Raw genomic sequence first — 20,712 nt, 5'->3', positions numbered from 1 at the left:
GTCTGGAGGCAAAACCCATGGAGATGTTGTCAGGAGCCGAGATGGTTGTCCGATCGTTAATCGATCAGGGCGTTAAGCATGTATTCGGTTATCCCGGCGGGGCCGTACTTGATATCTACGATGCCCTGCACACGGTCGGAGGCATCGATCACGTGCTGGTGCGCCACGAACAAGGTGCGGTTCACATGGCCGATGGTTATGCGCGAGCTACTGGTGAAGTTGGCGTGGTGCTGGTGACATCTGGCCCCGGTGCAACCAATGCGATTACCGGTATTGCCACGGCCTATATGGATTCAGTGCCGATGGTGGTGCTTTCTGGCCAGGTGCCGAGCTCACTGATTGGTTACGATGCTTTCCAGGAGTGTGACATGGTGGGGATCTCCCGCCCGGTCGTCAAACACAGTTTTCTGGTCAAACGTACCGAAGATATTCCAACCGTATTGAAAAAAGCTTTCTATCTGGCCTCTACGGGGCGTCCGGGCCCGGTGGTTATCGACCTGCCAAAAGATATTGTTGGCCCTGCAGTAAAAATGCCTTATGCCTATCCTGAGCAGGTTAGCTTGCGCTCTTATAATCCGACGGTGCAAGGCCATCGCGGGCAGATCAAACGCGCATTGCAAACCATTCTGGCCGCCAAAAGGCCCATTATGTATGTCGGTGGTGGGGCGATTAACTCGGCCTGTCATGAAGAGTTACTGATACTGGCTGAGAAGCTGAATTTACCCGTTACCAGTTCTCTGATGGGATTGGGTGCTTTCCCCGGAACACATCGCCAAAGTGTGGGCATGTTGGGCATGCATGGGACGTTTGAAGCCAATATGGCCATGCATAATACGGATCTTATTTTCGCTGTTGGAGTGCGTTTCGATGATCGCACCACCAATAATCTGGCGAAATATTGCCCAGATGCGACCGTGTTGCACATTGATATCGACCCAACGTCAATCTCCAAAACCGTCACTGCGGATATCCCGATTGTTGGCGATGCCAAACAAGTATTGACGCAGATGCTGGATCTGCTGTCGCAAATTGATTGCGTACAAGATTTTGATAGCTTGCGCGACTGGTGGCAATCCATTGAACTGTGGCGCGCCCGTGATTGCCTGAGCTATGGCAAAGACAGTGGCAAAATCAAACCACAAGCGGTGATTGAAACACTGCACCGCCTGACCAAAGGTGATGCCTACGTCACCTCGGATGTTGGCCAACACCAAATGTTCGCGGCACTCTATTATCCATTTGATAAACCGCGCCGTTGGATCAATTCAGGCGGCCTTGGCACTATGGGCTTTGGTTTACCGGCTGCTTTGGGCGTGAAATTGGCTCTCCCAGATGAAACTGTGGTTTGTGTCACTGGGGATGGCAGCATCCAGATGAATATCCAGGAATTATCTACCGCTCTGCAATATAACCTGCCGGTATTGGTTCTGAACCTGAATAACCGTTATCTCGGTATGGTGAAGCAGTGGCAGGATATGATCTATTCTGGCCGACATTCACAGTCTTACATGGATTCTCTACCTGATTTCGTCAAATTGGCAGAAGCCTATGGTCATATTGGTGTTTCGATTCGCACGCCGGATGAGCTGGAAAGCAAACTCGCCGAGGCACTGACGCAATTATCCGAGACTAATCGTCTGGTATTTGTAGATGTGACTGTCGATGAAACCGAGCATGTTTACCCGATGCAGATTCGCGGTGGTGGCATGGACGAAATGTGGCTTAGTAAAACGGAGAGGACATAATTATGCGCCGCCGGATTTTATCAGTTCTGCTGGAAAACGAATCAGGTGCCTTATCAAGAGTGGTGGGCCTGTTTTCTCAGCGCGGTTATAACATTGAAAGTTTGACGGTTGCCCCGACCGACGATCCAACGCTGTCTCGCATGACTATTCAAACCGTGGGTGACGCCAAAGTTCTGGAACAGATTGAAAAACAGCTGCATAAGCTGGTGGATGTCTTACGTGTCAGCGAGTTGGTTTCCGGCTCACATGTTGAGCGCGAAATCATGCTGGTGAAATTGCAAGCCAGTGGTTACGGGCGTGAAGAAGTGAAGCGCTGCGCCGAGATCTTCCGTGGGCAGATTGTCGATGTTACCGCCACGCTTTATACCGTCCAACTTGCCGGTACCAGTGACAAACTGGATGCATTCTTAAATGCCGTGCGGGAAGTCGCCGAAATTGTCGAGGTTGCGCGCTCCGGTATTGTCGGTGTCTCTCGTGGTGACAAAATCATGCGTTAATCGCGGTGATTAATACTGACTAATCTCCAATTATTAGGCTCAGCAGGCATGCTGAGCTTTTTTTTTCTTATTTTTTAACCTGTATAGCGTTATATGGCGGTTAAAGCGGTTGCTCAATAGTGAGTTCTGCTGTTAGATCATATCCATGGTTAAACTATGTCTATACCGACATTTTTCAAGTTGCTGATGGGTTGGTTGCTCGCGGTCACCTGAATGACTTACTTAAGTAAGTTCATCGGGGGTTTCTCGTTTGCCGCCAGTTTGTGCCATGAAGTTTATTCGGTATGTCAGTTGCTCTAGCCTACAACATCATTTTTTCAGGTTTATAAGGGGATAATGTGAAACTGGATGAAATCGCGCGTCTTGCGGGCGTTTCGCGCACCACGGCCAGTTATGTCATTAATGGCAAAGCGAAACAGTACCGGGTCAGCGATAAAACAGTCGACAAAGTTATGGCGGTTGTCAGGGAACATAACTATCACCCAAATGCTGTTGCGGCAGGACTGCGCGCGGGTAGAACTCGCTCGATCGGTTTGGTGATCCCCGATCTGGAAAATACCAGCTACACCCGCATTGCTAATTATCTGGAGCGTCAGGCTCGCCAGCGTGGCTACCAGCTGCTGATCGCCTGTTCCGAAGATCAGCCAGATAATGAAATGCGCTGTATTGAGCACTTGTTGCAGCGCCAGGTCGACGCCATTATTGTTTCTACGGCCTTGCCGCCAGAGCACCCTTTCTACCAGCGCTGGGCCAATGATCCGTTACCAATCATTGCCTTGGATCGTGCGCTTGATCGGGAGCATTTCATTAGCGTCGTCGGGGCGGATCAAGAAGATGCCCTGATGTTGGCACAAGAGCTACGTTCTTTCCCTGCGGAGTCCGTATTGTATCTGGGGGCATTGCCCGAACTGTCAGTTAGCTTCTTGCGAGAGATGGGGTTCCGTGAAGCGTGGAAAGATGATCCACGTAAAGTGGATTATCTGTATGCCAATAGCTATGAGCGCGAAGCTGCCGGTGCACTGTTCGCCGAATGGTTGAAGACTCATCCAATGCCGCAGGCATTGTTTACCACTTCATTCCAGCTCTTACAGGGCGTTATGGATGTCACTTTAAAACAGAATGGGCGTCTGCCGAGTAATCTGGCGATTGCCACTTTTGGTGATAACGAACTGTTGGATTTCCTTGAGTGCCCAGTGCTGGCTGTAGCGCAACGTCACCGGGATGTCGCCGAACGTGTGCTGGAGCTGGTATTAGCTAGCCTGGATGAGCCGCATAAGCCGAAACCGGGGCTAACTCGAATTCGGCGTAATCTGTTCCGCCGCGGTAGCTTAAGCCGTAAATAGACAGTAAAACGTGGTTCATAATGAATCAGGGCGCTTAGTGCGCCCTGATTGTTTTGGTCTGGCTAAATTTTCGTTCCCTCATACAAAGATGGCGGGTTTATCAGACATAGCCTGCAACACGGAACAGTCTGCGGCAATATTCCAAAAAGTAACCATAAGCCACGCCCATTGCCATTGAAACCAAGGCATTGCTGGCGACTGCGGTGGTTATTTGTTCTATGTCAGCCCCGACAGACCATAAAATCATGGCATAGACTGGCGACTGAAAAGTGACATAAGCCAGTAAGTCGGCCAGATTCTTCGCCCAAAAATGCTCACCCGCATGGCGCTGGGCAACACGGATGAATGCATCCCGATACACACCGTAAGGCCAGGCAATCAGGATGTTGACTGGAATTGAGACCAGCCGAGAAGAGAGCGACTGTTGGAATGTCATTCCAGAGATCACTATTTCAATTAGCATGCCGATGACAAAACAATACACCACGAGCGCAAAAGTATCGGCTGCGGCACTACGCAGACGGGACCCAGTTGAAAACATTGTCATTAACTCCCTACTTGGGGGAAAAATCTGTTAAACCGCCTACCAGTGAAATTAATGGTAGGGTTTATGTATTGCTCATCATTTAACTTGCAGGTGATTGTGTTGTGATTTTGCTTTTTGTGTAGTCTACAGTGCTATTGTTTGTAATATAACCAGCTTAAAATTTTTATTTTTAACATTTGCCTGATTTTTATACTTTGTACTGCGAGGAATTGAGCTTTTCGTGGTTTTTTAAATGGTCATTCAAGTGTTTTTTATTTAAAAACATAGAGTTATGTTTTCTTGTATTCTCACTCAGAAGCGCCTCTCCACTTAAGCCAAATTTAAAATAACAGGTAAGAAAAATACTAATTTGAAGTATTTTCCTAATTTAAGATTTATCTGTCTGAAGATATTCATATTTCAGTGATGCTCGGAAATATGCATCAATAATTTATTTCAAAATAGATTAATCCCAACTGGATAATTGAAGTAAAATGCCCCACCAGTAACACTCATTGTTCCCAAGGGTATTATTGTGTTGCCGTGGTTTTTGTGGTCGTTATCCTCTGCTTTTCCCTAGGAAACGCCAGTTGCCACGGGTTTTGTGCCCAAGGCGTCTAATTTTGAACCGTACGATTTTCATACTAAAAATGAGACATTCCTTGCAGAAGGAAATAATGGGTCAATTAATTGACAATTTATTATTTATTTAAGTAGCTGGAATTACTGGCGGAAAAATAGCCCGTTTATCATGACGTTAATTTCTATTTCAACCACGAAAATAGCCCCTTATACGAGATATATCTCAAAAACGGCCCATAAATATTGTCAAAGCGCATCCGCTCTGGCTTGACAAGGTTTTCATACCATCCGTAAACTCTTTAATGTGGGGATTTGTGGGGTAAAGTGGCGAATTGGGTCATGAAGGGGTAACTCAGTCATGTTTCGTGGGGCAACGATGGTTAACCTCGACAGCAAAGGGCGGCTTGCCGTACCTACCCGTTATCGGGATTTGCTGAACGAGGAATCGCAAGGCCAGATGGTCTGTACCATAGACCTTCACCAACCATGCCTGTTGCTTTATCCACTCCCTGAATGGGAAATCATTGAACAAAAACTATCCAAGCTGTCGAGCATGAACCCAGCTGAACGTCGAGTTCAGCGTTTGCTGTTAGGGCATGCCAGTGAATGTCAGATGGATGGTGCCGGGCGCTTACTGATTGCAGGGACATTGCGTCAACACGCCGGGCTGAATAAAGAAGTGATGCTGGTTGGGCAGTTCAATAAGTTTGAACTGTGGGATGAACAGACCTGGTATCAACAAGTCAAGGATGACATTGACGCAGAACAGTCCACTCAGGAACCTTTATCTGAGCGGCTACAGGACTTATCGCTATAAGCATGGTAGATAACAAAAACGTGGTTGAGAACAACTACAAACACACAAGCGTATTACTGGATGAGGCGGTTAACGGCCTGAACATCCGTGATAACGGCATCTATATTGACGGAACTTTTGGCCGTGGTGGCCACTCGCGTCTGATTTTGTCCCAACTTGGGCCAGAAGGGCGCCTGATAGCAATTGATCGTGATCCACAAGCTATTGAAGCTGCAAAATCTATTACAGATCCACGTTTCTCTATCGTACACGGCCCCTTTTCTGATTTGGCGCATTATGTGCGGGAGTTGGATTTAGTTGGTCGCATCGATGGTGTGCTGCTGGATCTGGGTGTTTCATCTCCTCAATTGGATGATCCCGAGCGCGGTTTTTCTTTCATGCGCGACGGGCCATTGGATATGCGGATGGACCCTACTCGTGGATTATCTGCTGCCGACTGGCTAATGAAAGCCAGCGCCGATGATATCGCGTGGGTGCTGAAAACCTTTGGTGAAGAGCGTTTTGCCAAGCGTCTAGCTAAGGCCATTGTTGAGCGTAACCTCACGCAGCCGATGACGCGCACCAAAGAATTGGCTGATTTGATCGCCAATGCCAGCCCATTCCGTGAAAAGCATAAGCATCCGGCAACGCGAAGCTTCCAGGCTATCCGCATCTATATCAACAGTGAATTAGAAGAGATAGAGCGCGCACTTGATGGTGCACTTGAGGTTCTGGCACCTGAAGGCCGTTTGTCTGTCATCAGCTTCCACTCTCTTGAAGACCGCATTGTGAAAAACTTTATTCGTCATCACAGCCGGGGGCCACAGGTTCCAGCAGGGCTGCCATTGACGGAAGCACAGTTACGTAACATGGGCGGGCGCAGCTTGAAATCTGTCGGCAAGATGATGCCGCCGGATGCCGAAGTTGCTGAAAACCCACGAGCGCGTAGCTCAGTATTACGTTTTGCCGAGAGGATTAAAGCGTGATAGGCAACGAACGCCACGGTCTGGTTGGGGTCATCGGCGGGGATTTGCTCCGTAACGCGAAGATCCCATTGATTTTACTGACTGCGGTGTTGGTGTCTGCCATTTTTGTTGTGACCACCGCCCACCGGACGCGTTTGCTGACCGCAGAGCGTGAGCAGTTAGTGCTGGAGCGAGATGCGCTGGATATTGAATGGCGCAACTTGATTCTGGAAGAAAACGCCTTGGGTGACCACAGCCGTGTCGAAAGTATCGCAACCGACAAGCTGAAAATGCAACATGTTGATCCGTCACAAGAAAATATTGTGGTTCAACAATAGGTTTTTCTAATAAATAAAGGAATTTGTCGCCACCATGACTCGTAGTAGCCAAGGTAACGCATGAAAGCAGCGCGCCCCGGGAAGTTAAAGCGCCAGGAAGAACAAGCCAGCTTTATCAGCTGGCGTTTTGCGTTGCTGTGCGGCTGTATTTTGCTGGCATTGGTCGGGTTGATGCTGCGTACCGCCTATCTGCAAGTAATTAACCCCGATAGACTGGTGCGTGAGGGCGATATGCGCTCACTGCGGGTACAGGAAGTGCCAACGGCTCGTGGCATGATAAGTGACCGCTCCGGCCGACCTTTGGCTGTCAGTGTTCCGGTTAACGCGGTCTGGGCCGACCCGAAAGAGTTAACCGAACGCGGTGGAATTACGCTCGATACTCGCTGGAAAGCCCTGTCTGATGCTCTGGAAATCCCACTTGATCAATTAGCCACTCGCATTAATGCCAATCCAAAAGGGCGCTTTGTTTATCTGGCTCGTCAGGTTAACCCCGCGATTGGCGACTACATCCACAAGCTGAAATTACCCGGTATCTATTTGCGTCAGGAATCCCGCCGTTACTATCCGGCAGGTCAGGTGATGGCGCACATCATCGGTGTGACCAACATTGATAGCCAAGGTATTGAAGGCGTTGAGAAAAGCTTTGATCGCTGGCTCACCGGCCAACCTGGCGAGCGTACGGTACGTAAAGACCGCTATGGCCGCGTCATTGAGGATATCTCCTCGGTAGACAGTCAGGCGGCGCACAATCTGGTGTTGAGCGTCGATGAGCGCTTACAGGCGCTGGTATATCGCGAGCTGAACAATGCCGTGGCCTTCAACAAGGCTGAGTCGGGTACTGCGGTGCTGGTCGATGTTAATACCGGCGAAGTGCTGGCGATGGCGAACAGCCCGTCTTACAACCCGAATAACTTAACCGGTACGCCGAAAGATGCAATGCGTAACCGGGCGATAACCGATATTTTTGAACCCGGCTCGACAGTTAAGCCAATGGTAGTGATGACGGCATTGCAGCATGGCGTAGTGAAAGAAAACAGCGTGCTGAATACCTTGCCGTACTTTGTTAACGGTCACCAAATTAAAGACGTGGCCCGTTACGCAGAGCTATCCGTGACCGGGATCTTGCAGAAGTCGAGTAACGTCGGTGTTTCTAAGCTGGCGTTAGCGATGCCATCCTCAGCCTTGGTAGATACTTACTCAAGGTTTGGGTTTGGGAAAGCGACCAATTTGGGGTTGGTCGGAGAAAGCAGTGGCTTATATCCTAAAAAACAACGGTGGTCTGACATAGAGAGGGCCACCTTCTCTTTCGGCTACGGGCTAATGGTAACGCCGTTACAACTAGCGCGAGTCTATGCAACCATCGGCAGCATGGGGATTTATCGCCCGCTGTCGATAACCAAAGTTGACCCGCCAGTGGCCGGTGAACGCGTCTTCCCTGAACCGCTGGTACGCACCGTGGTTCACATGATGGAAAGCGTGGCATTACCTGGCGGCGGGGGCACCAAAGCTGCCATTAAAGGCTACCGGATTGCCATCAAAACCGGTACCGCCAAAAAAGTCGGGCCAGATGGTAAATACATGGACCGATACCTCGCTTACACCGCCGGCGTAGCGCCCGCGAGTAACCCTAGATTTGCTCTGGTTGTGGTCATCAATGACCCGCAGGCAGGGAAATATTACGGTGGTGCGGTTTCTGCACCGGTGTTCGGTGCCATCATGGGCGGCGTATTGCGCACCATGAACATTGAGCCAGATGCATTACCCACTGGTGATAAAAGCGAATTAGTGATTAATACAAAAGAGGGTTCAGGTGGCAGATCGTAACTTGCGCGACTTACTCGCTCCTTGGGGGCTAGACGTCCCGGAGCGTGCGCTACGGGAAATGACATTAGACAGCCGTGTTGCCGCTGCCGGGGATTTGTTTGTCGCTGTTGTTGGCCACCAGACGGATGGGCGTCGTTATATTCCGCAAGCCATCGCACAAGGTGTAGCGGCGGTGGTTGCTGAAGCTGACGGTGTAGCACCTGATGCCAGCATGGTCGAGATGCATGGTGTTCCTGTTATTTATCTGCGTAATTTGAATCAGCACTTATCTAAGCTGGCGGGGCAGTTTTACCATCAGCCGGGTGCCGCATTACGTTTAGTTGGCGTGACCGGAACTAACGGCAAAACCACCACTACCCAACTGTTGGCGCAGTGGGCTCAGGTGCTGGGCGAAACCAGTGCGGTGATGGGTACTGTGGGTAATGGTTTGTTAGGGCAAGTTATTCCGACAGAAAATACCACTGGCTCAGCCGTGGATATCCAGCATTTATTGCGAAATCTGGTGGGCCAAGGTGCCACTTTCGCGGCGATGGAAGTTTCTTCCCACGGTTTGATTCAAAACCGTGTTGCTGCATTGCCGTTTGCTGCCGCAGTGTTCACTAACTTGAGCCGCGACCATCTGGATTACCACGGTAATATGGCGAGTTACGAAGCTGCGAAATGGCTACTGTTCTCTACCCATCAATCCGAACACAAAATTATTAATGCTGATGACGAAGTGGGCCGCCGCTGGTTGAGCCAGTTGCCGCAAGCCGTTGCCGTCAGTATGGAAAACAACATTCCCGCTGGCTGGAACGGCCCGTGGTTATCTGCCACCCATGTTGACTATCACGACAACGGTGCCAGCATCTCCTTTGATTCAAGCTGGGGCCAAGGTCAGTTAGAAAGCCGCCTGATGGGGGCATTCAACGTCAGTAATCTGTTGGTGGCACTGTCAACATTGCTTTCACTCGGTTACCCGCTGGCACAGCTGTTAGCTGCTGCACCTCAATTGCTGCCGGTGTGTGGTCGGATGGAAGTGTTTAACGCGCCGGGCAAACCGACGGTGGTGGTGGATTATGCCCACACCCCAGATGCGTTGGAAAAAGCCTTGGCGGCGGCTCGGTTACATTGTAAAGGCCAGCTGTGGTGCGTATTCGGTTGCGGTGGCGATCGAGACAAAGGTAAGCGCCCACTTATGGGCGGTATCGCGGAACAACTGGCTGACCATGTCGTTGTCACCGACGATAACCCGCGCAGCGAAGAACCACAGGCGATTGTGGCTGATATTCTCAGCGGCTTGTTGGATGCCGGGCATGCGCAGGCCATTCATGGCCGTGCCGAAGCCGTAACCAGCGCCATTATGCAAGCCAAAGAAGACGATGTTGTGGTGATCGCGGGTAAAGGACATGAAGATTATCAATTAGTGGGTAACCGCCGTCTGGATTACTCCGACCGTGTCACCGTCGCCCGCTTGTTGGGGGTGATGGCATGATTAAGGTCTCCCTGCATTTCTTGTCCACGCTGTTAAACGCTGAATACATTATGGGCGATAAAGCGCGCGATAATGTCGATATCACCGAAGTGACCATTGATACCCGTCAGGTCACTGCGGGGTGTTTGTTTGTCGCGCTGAAAGGCGAGCGTTTTGATGGTCATGACTTTGCAGAAGATGCTGTTGCCGCCGGGGCCGGAGCTTTGCTGGTAAGTAAACGCTTACTGGTGGGGGCACCACAATTAGTGGTTAAAGACACTCGTCTGGCGCTGGGGCAGTTTGCTGCCTGGGTACGCCAGCAAGTGCCCGCTCGCGTGGTCGCACTAACCGGCTCATCAGGTAAAACCTCAGTAAAAGAAATGGTTGCAGCGATTTTGCGCCAATGTGGCAAGGTGCTGTATACCGCTGGTAACTTCAATAATGACATCGGCGTGCCGCTAACTCTGCTGCGCCTGACGCCAGAGCATGACTTTGCAGTCATTGAGTTGGGTGCCAATCATGTGGGTGAAATTGCCTACACCACAGATTTAAGCCGCCCAGAAAGTGCCTTGGTAAACAATTTGTCTGCCGCACATCTGGAAGGGTTTGGCTCCTTGGCCGGTGTCGCGCAAGCCAAAGGCGAGATTTTTGCCGGATTGCCAGCTAACGGCACCGCAATTATCAATGCTGATAGCCACGATTGGCCGCATTGGCAGGAAACACTGCATAACAAGCGGGTCTGGCGTTTTTCACCTCATGCTGCAGAAGATATCGATTTCTATGCCAGTGACGTGCGTATTACGCCACAAACGACGTATTTCACTCTGCATTCCCCTTTCGGCACTGTGGATATTGAATTGCCTCTGCCGGGGCGACATAACATTGCCAATGCGTTAGCCGCAGCGGCATTAGCCATGTCGGTTGGGGCTGATTTAGCCGCCGTCCGTCAAGGGCTGACTCAGCTACAGGCCGTACCGGGCCGCTTATTCCCCATTCAACTCGCCGCAGGCCAGTTGCTGCTGGATGACAGCTACAACGCCAATGTGGGTTCGATGACTGCCGCCGCCCAAGTGCTGGCTGAAATGCCGGGCTACCGGGTGATGGTGGTCGGCGATATGGCTGAACTGGGCGATACCGCCATCGATTGCCATCGTCAGGTGGGCGAAGCGGCGAAACAGGCTGGTGTCGATAAAGTGCTGAGTGTTGGCACGTTGAGCCAGGCTCTGAGTGACGCGAGCGGATGTGGCGAACATTTTCAGGATAAGAGCGCAATAGCCGCCCGTGTGAGTGAATTGCTGCTCGAACATCCGGTTATCACGGTTTTAATTAAAGGTTCACGTAGCGCCGCCATGGAAAATGTCGTGCGTGCGTTACAGGAGAAGGCATCATGTTAGTTTGGTTGGCTGAATACTTAGTAAAATTTTACTCAGGCTTTAACGTCTTTTCTTATTTGACGTTCCGCGCCATTGTTAGTCTGTTGACGGCATTAGTGATTTCATTGTGGATGGGGCCGTACCTGATTTCTTACTTACAGAAATTACAGATTGGCCAGGTTGTACGTAATGATGGGCCAGAATCACACTTCAGCAAACGCGGCACGCCAACCATGGGCGGCCTGATGATTCTGTTCTCCATCACTATTTCGGTTCTGATGTGGGCTTATCCCTCTAATCCTTATGTCTGGTGTGTACTGTTCATTCTTGTCGGTTATGGGATTGTCGGTTTTATCGATGACTACCGCAAAGTGGTGCGTAAAGACACCAAAGGTCTGATTGCTCGCTGGAAGTATTTCTGGCAGTCAGTGATTGCACTGGCAGCAGCCTTCGCCATGTACAGCATCGGTAAAGACACCCCGGCAACTGAGCTGGTGGTGCCATTCTTTAAAGACATCATGCCGCAACTGGGTCTGCTCTATATCCTGCTGGCTTACTTCGTGATTGTGGGAACCAGTAACGCGGTCAACTTGACTGACGGGCTGGATGGGCTGGCAATCATGCCGACGGTTTTCGTAGCTGGTGGCTTTGCATTGGTGGCTTGGGCGACCGGTAACGTGAATTTCGCTGCATATCTGCATATTCCTTACCTACGTCACGCCGGTGAGTTGGTGATTGTCTGCACCGCGATTGTCGGGGCCGGTTTAGGTTTCTTGTGGTTTAACACCTACCCAGCTCAAGTATTTATGGGCGATGTCGGCTCGCTGGCATTGGGCGGTGCGCTGGGGACCATCGCGGTATTACTGCGCCAAGAGTTCTTATTAGTGATTATGGGTGGGGTATTCGTCGTTGAAACGCTGTCGGTAATCTTGCAAGTCGGTTCCTTTAAGTTACGTGGGCAGCGAATTTTCCGCATGGCTCCAATTCACCATCATTACGAACTTAAAGGCTGGCCAGAACCACGGGTGATTGTGCGCTTCTGGATTATTTCGCTGATGCTGGTGCTGATTGGCCTGGCGACGCTGAAGGTGCGGTAATTATGGTTGATTATCAGGGTAAAAAAGTCGTCATTATCGGGCTGGGGCTAACCGGCCTTTCCTGCGTTGATTTCTTTATGGCGCGCGGTGTGACGCCGCGAGTTATGGATACCCGTATCAATCCTCCGGGCCTGGATAAGCTCCCCGAAAGTGTTGAGCGCCATGTGGGCGACCTGAACCAGCAATGGCTGTTAGATGCTGATTTGATTGTTGCCAGCCCCGGTATTGCACTGGCGCATCCGGCGTTGAGTGATGCGGCGGATGCTGGCGTCGAGATTGTCGGTGATATCGAGCTGTTTTGTCGTGAGAATCAAGCACCGGTAGTCGCCATTACCGGTTCTAACGGTAAAAGTACCGTGACCACCTTGGTCGGCGAGATGGCAAAAGCCGCTGGCTGGCAGGTGGGGGTTGGCGGCAACATTGGGGTCCCGGCTCTCACGCTGTTGAAACAAGAAAACCAACTGGTGGTGCTGGAGCTGTCCAGCTTCCAGTTAGAAACCACCTCAAGTTTACGTGCTAACGCTGCCACCATATTGAATGTCACGGAAGATCACACTGACCGTTATCCGTTCGGTTTGCAGCAATATCGTGCAGCCAAACTGCGAGTTTATGAAAACGCTAAAGTTTGTGTCGTGAATGCCGATGACGCGCTGACCATGCCGGTGCGTGGTGCTGATAGCCGCTGTATCAGTTTTGGTGTGGATGTCGGTGATTATCATCTGAATAAACAGCAGGGTGAAATCTGGTTGCGAGTGCGCGGTGAGAAAGTGCTGAATACCCGGGAGATGAAATTGACCGGGCGTCATAACTACACCAATGCGTTGGCAGCCCTTGCGCTGGCTGATGCCGTTGGTATTCCGCGCTCATCAAGCTTGAAAGCATTGACCACCTTTACTGGCCTGCCACACCGCTTTCAATTGGTGTTTGAGCACAATGGCGTGCGTTGGATTAATGATTCCAAAGCCACCAACGTGGGCAGCACCGAAGCGGCACTGGATGGGTTACAGGTTGATGGCACCCTGCATCTGTTGCTGGGTGGCGACGGCAAATCCGCTGACTTCTCCGGATTGACCCGTTTCTTGCAAGGCGACCATATCAAGATTTACTGCTTTGGTCGTGATGGTGAGCAACTGGCTGAGTTACGTCCTGAAGTCTCGCAACTGACCGAAACAATGGAACAAGCCATGCAGCTGCTGGCCAAAGATTTGGCACCGGGAGACATGGTTTTACTCTCACCAGCTTGCGCCAGTTTGGACCAGTTCCGCAGTTTTGAGCAACGCGGTGATGAGTTTGCTCGTTTGGCTGAGGAGTTGGGCTGATGCGCATGCCGGGGCTGGGGCTGTTTAATACCCTAAAGCATTTTGTGATGGGATCGCGGGAGAGCGACACCACCAGCATGGTGCTTTACGACAGAACCTTGCTGTGGCTGACGTTCGGTTTGGCGATTATTGGTTTCGTGATGGTGACCTCGGCGTCAATGCCGATTGGTCAGCGTCTGGCCAGTGACCCGTTCCTGTTTGCCAAGCGTGATGCACTGTATCTGGTGTTGGCATTCGGTTTGTCACTGGTCACGCTGCGCATCCCGATGGCAGTCTGGCAGCGCTACAGTAATATTATGCTATTGATTTCAATAGTGATGCTGTTGGTTGTATTAGTGGTGGGTAGCTCAGTAAACGGGGCATCTCGCTGGATTGCACTGGGGCCGCTACGTATTCAGCCCGCGGAGTTATCTAAGCTGTCACTGTTTTGTTATCTGGCCAGCTATCTGGTGCGCAAAGTTGAAGAGGTTCGTAGTAACTTCTGGGGCTTCTGCAAACCGATGGGCGTGATGGTTATTCTGGCAGTATTACTGCTGGCGCAACCTGACTTAGGTACCGTGGTGGTGCTGTTTATCACTACGTTGGCGATGTTGTTCCTGGCAGGGGCAAAAATGTGGCAGTTTCTGGCTATCATCGGCTCCGGTGTCTTTGCCGTCTGCTTGCTGATTGTCGCTGAACCTTATCGTATGCGCCGAGTGACATCGTTCTGGAATCCATGGGCTGATCCGTTCGGCAGCGGTTACCAGCTCACCCAATCACTGATGGCATTTGGCCGCGGTGAATTCTGGGGACAGGGGCTAGGGAATTCGGTGCAGAAATTAGAGTATTTGCCGGAAGCACATACCGACTTTATTTTCTCGATTTTAGGCGAGGAGCTCGGGTATTTCGGTGTGGTTCTCGCATTGTTAATGGTATTCTTCGTCGCTTTTCGTGCGATGTCCATTGGGCGTCGTGCATTAGAGATAGATCAGCGATTTTCTGGCTTTTTGGCCTGTTCGATTGGCGTCTGGTTTAGTTTTCAGGCGCTGGTTAACGTTGGGGCTGCTGCCGGGATGTTGCCAACCAAAGGTTTGACATTGCCACTGATAAGTTACGGTGGTTCGAGCCTGATTATTATGTCAACCGCAATAGTGCTGTTGTTACGTATTGATTTTGAAACACGTCTGGCAAAAGCCCAGGCGTTTGTAAGGAGTGCCCGATGAGTGGCAAGACCAAGCGTTTAATGGTGATGGCGGGTGGCACTGGGGGGCATGTCTTCCCCGGATTGGCCGTTGCACATCATCTGATGGCGCAAGGCTGGCAGGTGCGTTGGTTAGGCACCGCAGACAGAATGGAAGCGTCATTGGTACCCAAAAACGGCATTGAAATTGATTTCATTCAGATTTCTGGTTTGCGTGGTAAGGGGCTGATGGCCCAGTTGAGTGCCCCGGTGCGAATTTATCGTGCCGTGCGTCAGGCGAAGAAAATCATGCGTGATTACCAGCCGGATGTGGTGTTGGGGATGGGCGGTTATGTTTCCGGCCCCGGTGGTTTGGCGGCATGGCTGTGCGGTATTCCGGTGGTTCTGCATGAGCAAAACGGTATTGCAGGGTTGACTAACCGCTGGCTCGCCAAAATCGCGAAGAAAGTTTTACAGGCATTTCCTGGCGCATTTCCTCATGCCGAGGTGGTCGGGAACCCAGTTCGTACCGACGTATTAGCACTGCCATTACCGGCTGAGCGCCTCAGTGGTCGCGAAGGGCCGATCCGGGTGCTTGTTATCGGTGGTAGCCAAGGGGCGCGGGTATTGAACCAAACTCTGCCGCAAGTTGCGGCAACATTGGGTGAGCAGATTACCGTCTGGCATCAGGTGGGAAAAGGCGCTTTACCTGAGGTATTAGAAGCCTATCAGCAAGTGGGGCAGGGTGGTAAACATCAGGTTGTCGAATTTATCGATGACATGGCTGCTGCTTATGCCTGGGCCGATGTAGTGGTCTGCCGCTCCGGTGCGTTGACGGTCAGTGAAGTGGCTGCCGCCGGGTTACCGGCAATTTTTGTGCCTTTCCAGCATAAAGACCGGCAGCAATATTGGAATGCATTGCCGCTAGAAAAGGCGGGAGCAGCCAAAATTATTGAGCAGCCACAATTTACCGCGCAAGCAGTGAGTCACTTGCTCGCGCAGTGGGATCGCCCCACTTTATTGACGATGGCTGAGCAGGCAAGGCAGGTAGCCATTCCTGACGCAACTGAGCGTGTGGCCGCCGAAGTGGTCGCTGCCTGTAAGTAAAATAGATAATGAATGGCTGGCAGTTAATGCGGGCTGTGAATATGCAACAGATAAAAAAGTGAAGAAAAACGTGAATACACAACAATTGGCGAAACTACGTACTATCGTGCCCGAGATGCGTCGCGTCCGGCACATTCACTTTGTTGGCATCGGTGGTGCTGGCATGGGTGGTATCGCTGAAGTGTTGGCAAACGAAGGTTATCAGATTAGTGGTTCAGATTTGGCACCCAACCCGGTAACCCAGCATTTGACTTCATTGGGCGCACAGATTTATTTCCACCACCGTCCAGAAAACGTACTGGACGCCAGTGTGGTAGTGGTTTCAACAGCAATTTCTGCGGATAACCCGGAAATTGTTGCCGCTCGCGAGGCGCGTATTCCGGTGATCCGCCGCGCCGAGATGCTGGCTGAATTAATGCGTTATCGCCATGGGATTGCAGTTGCTGGCACCCACGGTAAAACCACCACCACGGCGATGGTTTCCAGTATTTATGCCGAAGCGGGTCTGGACCCAACATTTGTTAATGGTGGATTGGTGAAAGCCGCTGGTACTCATGCTCGTTTGGGTTCCAGCCGCTACCTGATTGCGGAAGCCGATGAGAGTGATGCGTCATTCTTACATTTGCAGCCGATGGTGGCGATTGTCACCAATATCGAAGCCGACCATATGGATACCTATCAGGGCGACTTTGAGAATTTAAAACAGACATTTATTAATTTTCTGCACAACTTGCCGTTTTATGGCCGTGCCGTGATGTGTATCGATGACCCTGTAGTGCGTGAGTTATTACCGCGTGTGGGCCGCCATATCACCACTTACGGCTTCAGTGATGATGCTGATGTGCAGATTGCCAGCTATCGTCAGGAAGGCCCGCAGGGGCACTTCACACTGAAGCGCTTGGATAAGCCGTTGATGACCGTGACCTTGAATGCGCCGGGCCGTCATAACGCACTGAATGCAGCAGCAGCGGTGGCAGTGGCGACCGAAGAAGGCATTGAAGACGATGACATCCTGCGTGCGTTGGCAGGATTCCAGGGGACAGGCCGCCGTTTTGATTTCCTTGGCAACTTCCCGCTGGCACCGGTCAATGGCAAGGAGGGCAGCGTGATGTTGGTCGATGACTATGGTCATCATCCGACAGAAGTGGATGCCACAGTTAAAGCAGCGCGTGCCGGCTGGCCGGATAAACGTATCGTGATGGTTTTCCAGCCGCATCGTTATACCCGTACTCGTGATCTGTATGACGATTTTGCCAATGTATTATCGCAGGTTGATGTTTTGCTGATGTTGGATGTGTATGCCGCCGGTGAACCGCCGATCCCAGGGGCAGATAGCCGCTCGTTGTGCCGTACCATCCGTAATCGTGGCAAGTTGGACCCGATTTTGGTTTCAGACAGTGAGACCGTACCTGAAGTGTTGGCGCAAGTGCTGAATGGCGATGACCTGATTCTGGTTCAGGGCGCTGGCAACATTGGTAAAGTTGCCCGTAAATTGGCTGAGCTTAAATTGCAGCCACAGAAAAAAGACGAGGAACATCATGGCTGAGAAAGTCGCGGTACTGCTGGGTGGTACCTCTGCTGAACGTGAAGTGTCATTGCTTTCAGGCCAGGCTGTTTTAGCGGGCTTAATAGAAGCGGGTATCGATGCACATGGCGTTGATACCAAAGACTTTCCAGTCACTCAGCTTAAAGAACAGGGTTTTGATAAAGTCTTTATCGCTCTGCATGGTCGCGGTGGTGAAGATGGTACGCTGCAAGGTGTGTTGGAGTTTCTGCAACTGCCTTATACCGGCAGCGGCGTGATGGCTTCAGCGCTGACGATGGACAAATTGCGCACAAAATTGGTGTGGCAAGCTTCAGGTTTGCCAATTTCACCTTATGTCGCACTAAATCATCAACAGTTTGAAACACTTTCGTCAGAGGAATTGTCGGCATGTGTCGCTAAGCTTGGCCTGCCATTAATCGTTAAGCCAAGCCACGAAGGCTCTAGTGTCGGGATGAGCAAGGTTGATCAAGCCAGTGAGCTACAAGATGCCTTGGTGGAAGCTTTTCGCCATGACAGTGATGTGCTGATTGAGAAATGGTTGAGCGGGCCGGAATTCACGGTCGCAATTCTGGGTGACGAGGTTTTGCCGTCTATTCGGATTCAGGCTCCCGGCGTGTTTTATGATTATGAAGCGAAATATCTGTCCGACGAAACTCAATACTTCTGCCCAAGTGGTTTGAGTGCCGAGTTAGAACAACAGTTGGCAGAACTGGCATTACAGGCCTATCAGGCGCTGGGTTGCAGTGGCTGGGGGCGGGTTGATGTGATGCAAGACAGCGATGGCCGTTTCTATCTGCTTGAAGTGAATACTTCTCCGGGTATGACCAGCCACAGTCTAGTGCCGATGGCTGCACGCGAGTCAGGGTTGAGTTTCTCCCAACTGGTGGCCCGAATTCTGATGTTGGCTGACTGATATGTCGCAAGCTGCCCTGAATGCGCGTGAACGTGCGGCGGAAAATAGCGCAGCCCGGCGCAGTAACGGAGGCCAATTAGCGGGGCTGATTTTCCTGCTGATGGTGCTGGGAACCATCCTCTGGGGTGGATGGGTGGTGGTGGGGTGGATGAAAGATGCCAGCCGACTGCCACTGTCGAAACTGGTGGTGACGGGTGAGCGGCATTACACCACCAATGATGATATTCGCCAGGCGATTCTGGCATTGGGCGCACCGGGTACTTTTATGACGCAGGATGTCAACATCATCCAGCAGCAGATTGAAAGGCTCCCTTGGATTCAGCAGGCCAGTGTGCGTAAACAGTGGCCGGATGAGCTGAAAATCCATCTGGTGGAGTATGTGCCCTTTGCCCGCTGGAATGATTTGCATATGGTTGATGAGCAGGGGCGTTCATTCAGTGTTCCGTCTGAGCGAATCGGCAAGCAGAGATTGCCATTACTGTATGGCCCGGAAGGCAGCGAACAGGATGTTCTGGAAGGCTACCGGGCAATGAACAAGGTGTTAGCGGCCAATAAGTATCAGCTAAAAATGGTGGCGATGAGTGCCAGACATTCTTGGCAGTTGGCCTTAGATAATGATGTTCGGCTGGAGCTGGGACGGGATGACCGGATGGGGCGTTTGCAACGTTTCATTAAGTTATATCCGATGTTGCAACAGCAGCCAGATAAACGGGTCAGTTATGTTGATTTGCGATATGAGACAGGGGCTGCAATAGGTTGGGCACCGGTATTTATCGGCAGTCAGGGTGGTGAGCCACCAATAAATGGCCAGCAGAACAGTAATCAGCAACAGAATCAGGCACAGGCAAAACAACAATGATCAAGTCGACGGACAGAAAACTGGTAGTAGGTCTTGAGATCGGAACGGCAAAGGTCTCCGCATTGGTAGGGGAAGTTCTGCCCGATGGCATGGTCAATATTATTGGGGTAGGCAGTTGCCCATCCCGTGGCATGGATAAGGGTGGGGTTAACGACCTTGAATCGGTAGTGAAATGCGTACAGCGCGCTATCGATCAGGCTGAGTTAATGGCAGATTGCCAAATTTCATCTGTCTATCTGGCATTGTCGGGTAAACATATCAGTTGTCAGAATGAAATAGGGATGGTTCCTATTTCGGAAGAGGAAGTAACTCAGGAAGATGTAGAAAACGTAGTGCATACCGCGAAGTCGGTGCGTGTGCGTGATGAGCATCGTATCTTGCATGTTATTCCGCAGGAATATGCCATTGATTATCAGGAAGGCATTAAAAATCCTGTTGGTCTTTCTGGCGTGCGGATGCAGGCCAAGGTACATCTGATTACCTGCCATAACGATATGGCGAAGAATATTGTTAAAGCGGTGGAACGTTGTGGTCTGAAAGTGGACCAACTGATTTTCGCCGGTTTGGCCGCAAGTTATGCAGTATTGACCGAAGATGAACGTGAGCTGGGTGTCTGTGTTGTCGACATCGGCGGTGGCACCATGGATATGGCGGTTTATACCGGTGGGGCATTGCGCCATACCAAAGTTATCCCTTACGCCGGGAACGTGGTCACCAGCGACATAGCTTATGCCTTCGGGACACCGCCAACAGATGCGGAAGCGATTAAAGTTCGACACGGCTGTGCGCTCGGGTCGATAGTCAGCAAGGACGAAAGTGTAGAAGTGCCAAGTGTTGGCGGACGCCCTCCACGTAGTCTGCAAAGACAGACACTCGCAGAGGTTATAGAACCACGCTACACCGAGTTGCTGAATTTGGTTAATGACGAGATTTTACAATTGCAGGAGCAATTACGTCAGCAAGGCGTGAAGCATCATCTGGCAGCCGGTATCGTGCTGACAGGCGGAGCGGCACAAATTGATGGTTTGGCTGAATGCGCTCAACGGGTATTTCATGCCCAGGTACGTATCGGTCAACCGCTCAATATCACCGGGCTGACGGATTATGCACAGGAACCTTATTACTCCACTGCTGTTGGGTTGTTGCACTATGGTAAAGAATCTCATCTCAGTGGTGAGTCAGAAGTAGAAAAACGTGCCTCAGTGGGCAATTGGTTTAAACGTATCAATAGCTGGCTGAGAAAAGAGTTTTAATGTTTCAACAAAGAGAT

At 51.1% G+C, this 20,712-nt stretch carries 18 protein-coding genes; 17 read left to right on the top strand and 1 reads right to left on the bottom strand.

Going from position 1 to position 20,712, the window contains the following annotated elements:
- Window positions 1-17 precede the first annotated feature (17 nt).
- From ilvI to cra, 3 genes are all read left to right on the top strand, one after another.
- Window positions 18-1,745 (top strand): acetolactate synthase 3 large subunit, encoded by a 1,728-nt coding sequence (ilvI, locus tag FTA96_RS20395; RefSeq protein WP_050106562.1) that lies wholly within the window; start codon window positions 18-20, stop codon window positions 1,743-1,745.
- Between the two features lie 2 nt (window positions 1,746-1,747).
- Complete coding sequence (gene ilvN / locus FTA96_RS20390) at window positions 1,748-2,242, top strand: acetolactate synthase small subunit (RefSeq protein ID WP_004388986.1); 495 nt, start codon at window positions 1,748-1,750, stop codon at window positions 2,240-2,242.
- A 338-nt stretch (window positions 2,243-2,580) separates the two neighbouring features.
- Complete coding sequence (gene cra, locus FTA96_RS20385; protein WP_050106561.1) at window positions 2,581-3,585, top strand: catabolite repressor/activator; 1,005 nt, start codon at window positions 2,581-2,583, stop codon at window positions 3,583-3,585.
- Between the two features lie 100 nt (window positions 3,586-3,685).
- On the opposite strand, the gene FTA96_RS20380 is transcribed toward cra, so the two are convergent.
- Window positions 3,686-4,126: an L-alanine exporter AlaE gene (locus tag FTA96_RS20380; protein WP_050106560.1), complete on the bottom strand. Its 441-nt coding sequence runs from the start codon at window positions 4,124-4,126 to the stop codon at window positions 3,686-3,688.
- A 925-nt stretch (window positions 4,127-5,051) separates the two neighbouring features.
- Between FTA96_RS20380 and mraZ the strand changes: the two genes are divergently transcribed.
- The 14 genes from mraZ (at window position 5,052) to ftsA (ending at window position 20,695) form a co-directional block, all read left to right on the top strand.
- On the top strand, window positions 5,052-5,510 hold the full coding sequence (gene mraZ / locus FTA96_RS20375) for a division/cell wall cluster transcriptional repressor MraZ (RefSeq protein WP_004706174.1): 459 nt from the start codon (window positions 5,052-5,054) through the stop codon (window positions 5,508-5,510).
- A 2-nt stretch (window positions 5,511-5,512) separates the two neighbouring features.
- Window positions 5,513-6,475, top strand: a complete 963-nt coding sequence (gene rsmH, locus FTA96_RS20370) for a 16S rRNA (cytosine(1402)-N(4))-methyltransferase RsmH (protein ID WP_145536404.1) — start codon at window positions 5,513-5,515, stop codon at window positions 6,473-6,475.
- On the top strand, window positions 6,472-6,792 hold the full coding sequence (gene ftsL / locus FTA96_RS20365; protein WP_032909949.1) for a cell division protein FtsL: 321 nt from the start codon (window positions 6,472-6,474) through the stop codon (window positions 6,790-6,792). Before rsmH ends, ftsL begins: the two co-directional genes overlap by 4 nt.
- Before the next feature lie 60 nt (window positions 6,793-6,852).
- Window positions 6,853-8,616, top strand: a complete 1,764-nt coding sequence (locus tag FTA96_RS20360; RefSeq protein ID WP_050106558.1) for a peptidoglycan glycosyltransferase FtsI — start codon at window positions 6,853-6,855, stop codon at window positions 8,614-8,616.
- Window positions 8,603-10,090 carry a UDP-N-acetylmuramoyl-L-alanyl-D-glutamate--2,6-diaminopimelate ligase gene (gene murE / locus FTA96_RS20355; RefSeq protein WP_186372910.1) on the top strand — a complete coding sequence of 496 codons (1,488 nt, stop codon included), beginning with the start codon at window positions 8,603-8,605 and terminating at the stop codon, window positions 10,088-10,090. The genes FTA96_RS20360 and murE overlap by 14 nt, the downstream gene beginning before the upstream one ends.
- Window positions 10,087-11,463: a UDP-N-acetylmuramoyl-tripeptide--D-alanyl-D-alanine ligase gene (gene murF, locus FTA96_RS20350; protein ID WP_145574757.1), complete on the top strand. Its 1,377-nt coding sequence runs from the start codon at window positions 10,087-10,089 to the stop codon at window positions 11,461-11,463. Before murE ends, murF begins: the two co-directional genes overlap by 4 nt.
- The gene (gene mraY / locus FTA96_RS20345; protein WP_050133235.1) at window positions 11,457-12,539 is read left to right on the top strand and encodes a phospho-N-acetylmuramoyl-pentapeptide-transferase; all 1,083 of its coding nucleotides are present in this window, start codon (window positions 11,457-11,459) and stop codon (window positions 12,537-12,539) included. Before murF ends, mraY begins: the two co-directional genes overlap by 7 nt.
- 2 nt (window positions 12,540-12,541) lie before the next feature.
- Window positions 12,542-13,858 carry a UDP-N-acetylmuramoyl-L-alanine--D-glutamate ligase gene (gene murD, locus FTA96_RS20340; protein ID WP_050106554.1) on the top strand — a complete coding sequence of 439 codons (1,317 nt, stop codon included), beginning with the start codon at window positions 12,542-12,544 and terminating at the stop codon, window positions 13,856-13,858.
- Complete coding sequence (gene ftsW, locus FTA96_RS20335; RefSeq protein ID WP_050145591.1) at window positions 13,858-15,060, top strand: cell division protein FtsW; 1,203 nt, start codon at window positions 13,858-13,860, stop codon at window positions 15,058-15,060. Before murD ends, ftsW begins: the two co-directional genes overlap by 1 nt.
- Window positions 15,057-16,124 (top strand): undecaprenyldiphospho-muramoylpentapeptide beta-N-acetylglucosaminyltransferase, encoded by a 1,068-nt coding sequence (gene murG / locus FTA96_RS20330; protein WP_050106552.1) that lies wholly within the window; start codon window positions 15,057-15,059, stop codon window positions 16,122-16,124. The genes ftsW and murG overlap by 4 nt, the downstream gene beginning before the upstream one ends.
- 70 nt (window positions 16,125-16,194) lie before the next feature.
- Window positions 16,195-17,670 (top strand): UDP-N-acetylmuramate--L-alanine ligase, encoded by a 1,476-nt coding sequence (gene murC / locus FTA96_RS20325; RefSeq protein ID WP_145574754.1) that lies wholly within the window; start codon window positions 16,195-16,197, stop codon window positions 17,668-17,670.
- The gene (locus FTA96_RS20320) at window positions 17,663-18,583 is read left to right on the top strand and encodes a D-alanine--D-alanine ligase (RefSeq protein ID WP_050150333.1); all 921 of its coding nucleotides are present in this window, start codon (window positions 17,663-17,665) and stop codon (window positions 18,581-18,583) included. The genes murC and FTA96_RS20320 overlap by 8 nt, the downstream gene beginning before the upstream one ends.
- 1 nt (window position 18,584) lies before the next feature.
- Window positions 18,585-19,442: a cell division protein FtsQ gene (gene ftsQ / locus FTA96_RS20315; protein ID WP_050106550.1), complete on the top strand. Its 858-nt coding sequence runs from the start codon at window positions 18,585-18,587 to the stop codon at window positions 19,440-19,442.
- Entirely contained in the window at window positions 19,439-20,695 is a 1,257-nt protein-coding gene (ftsA, locus tag FTA96_RS20310) for a cell division protein FtsA (protein ID WP_002210431.1), read from the top strand. Before ftsQ ends, ftsA begins: the two co-directional genes overlap by 4 nt.
- The last annotated feature ends 17 nt before the right edge of the window (window positions 20,696-20,712 follow it).

The sequence above is a fragment of the Yersinia alsatica genome (assembly GCF_902170305.1).
GTDB classification, from domain to species: Bacteria; Pseudomonadota; Gammaproteobacteria; order Enterobacterales; family Enterobacteriaceae; genus Yersinia; species Yersinia alsatica.
This window is presented reverse-complemented; position numbering and strand designations above follow the sequence as displayed.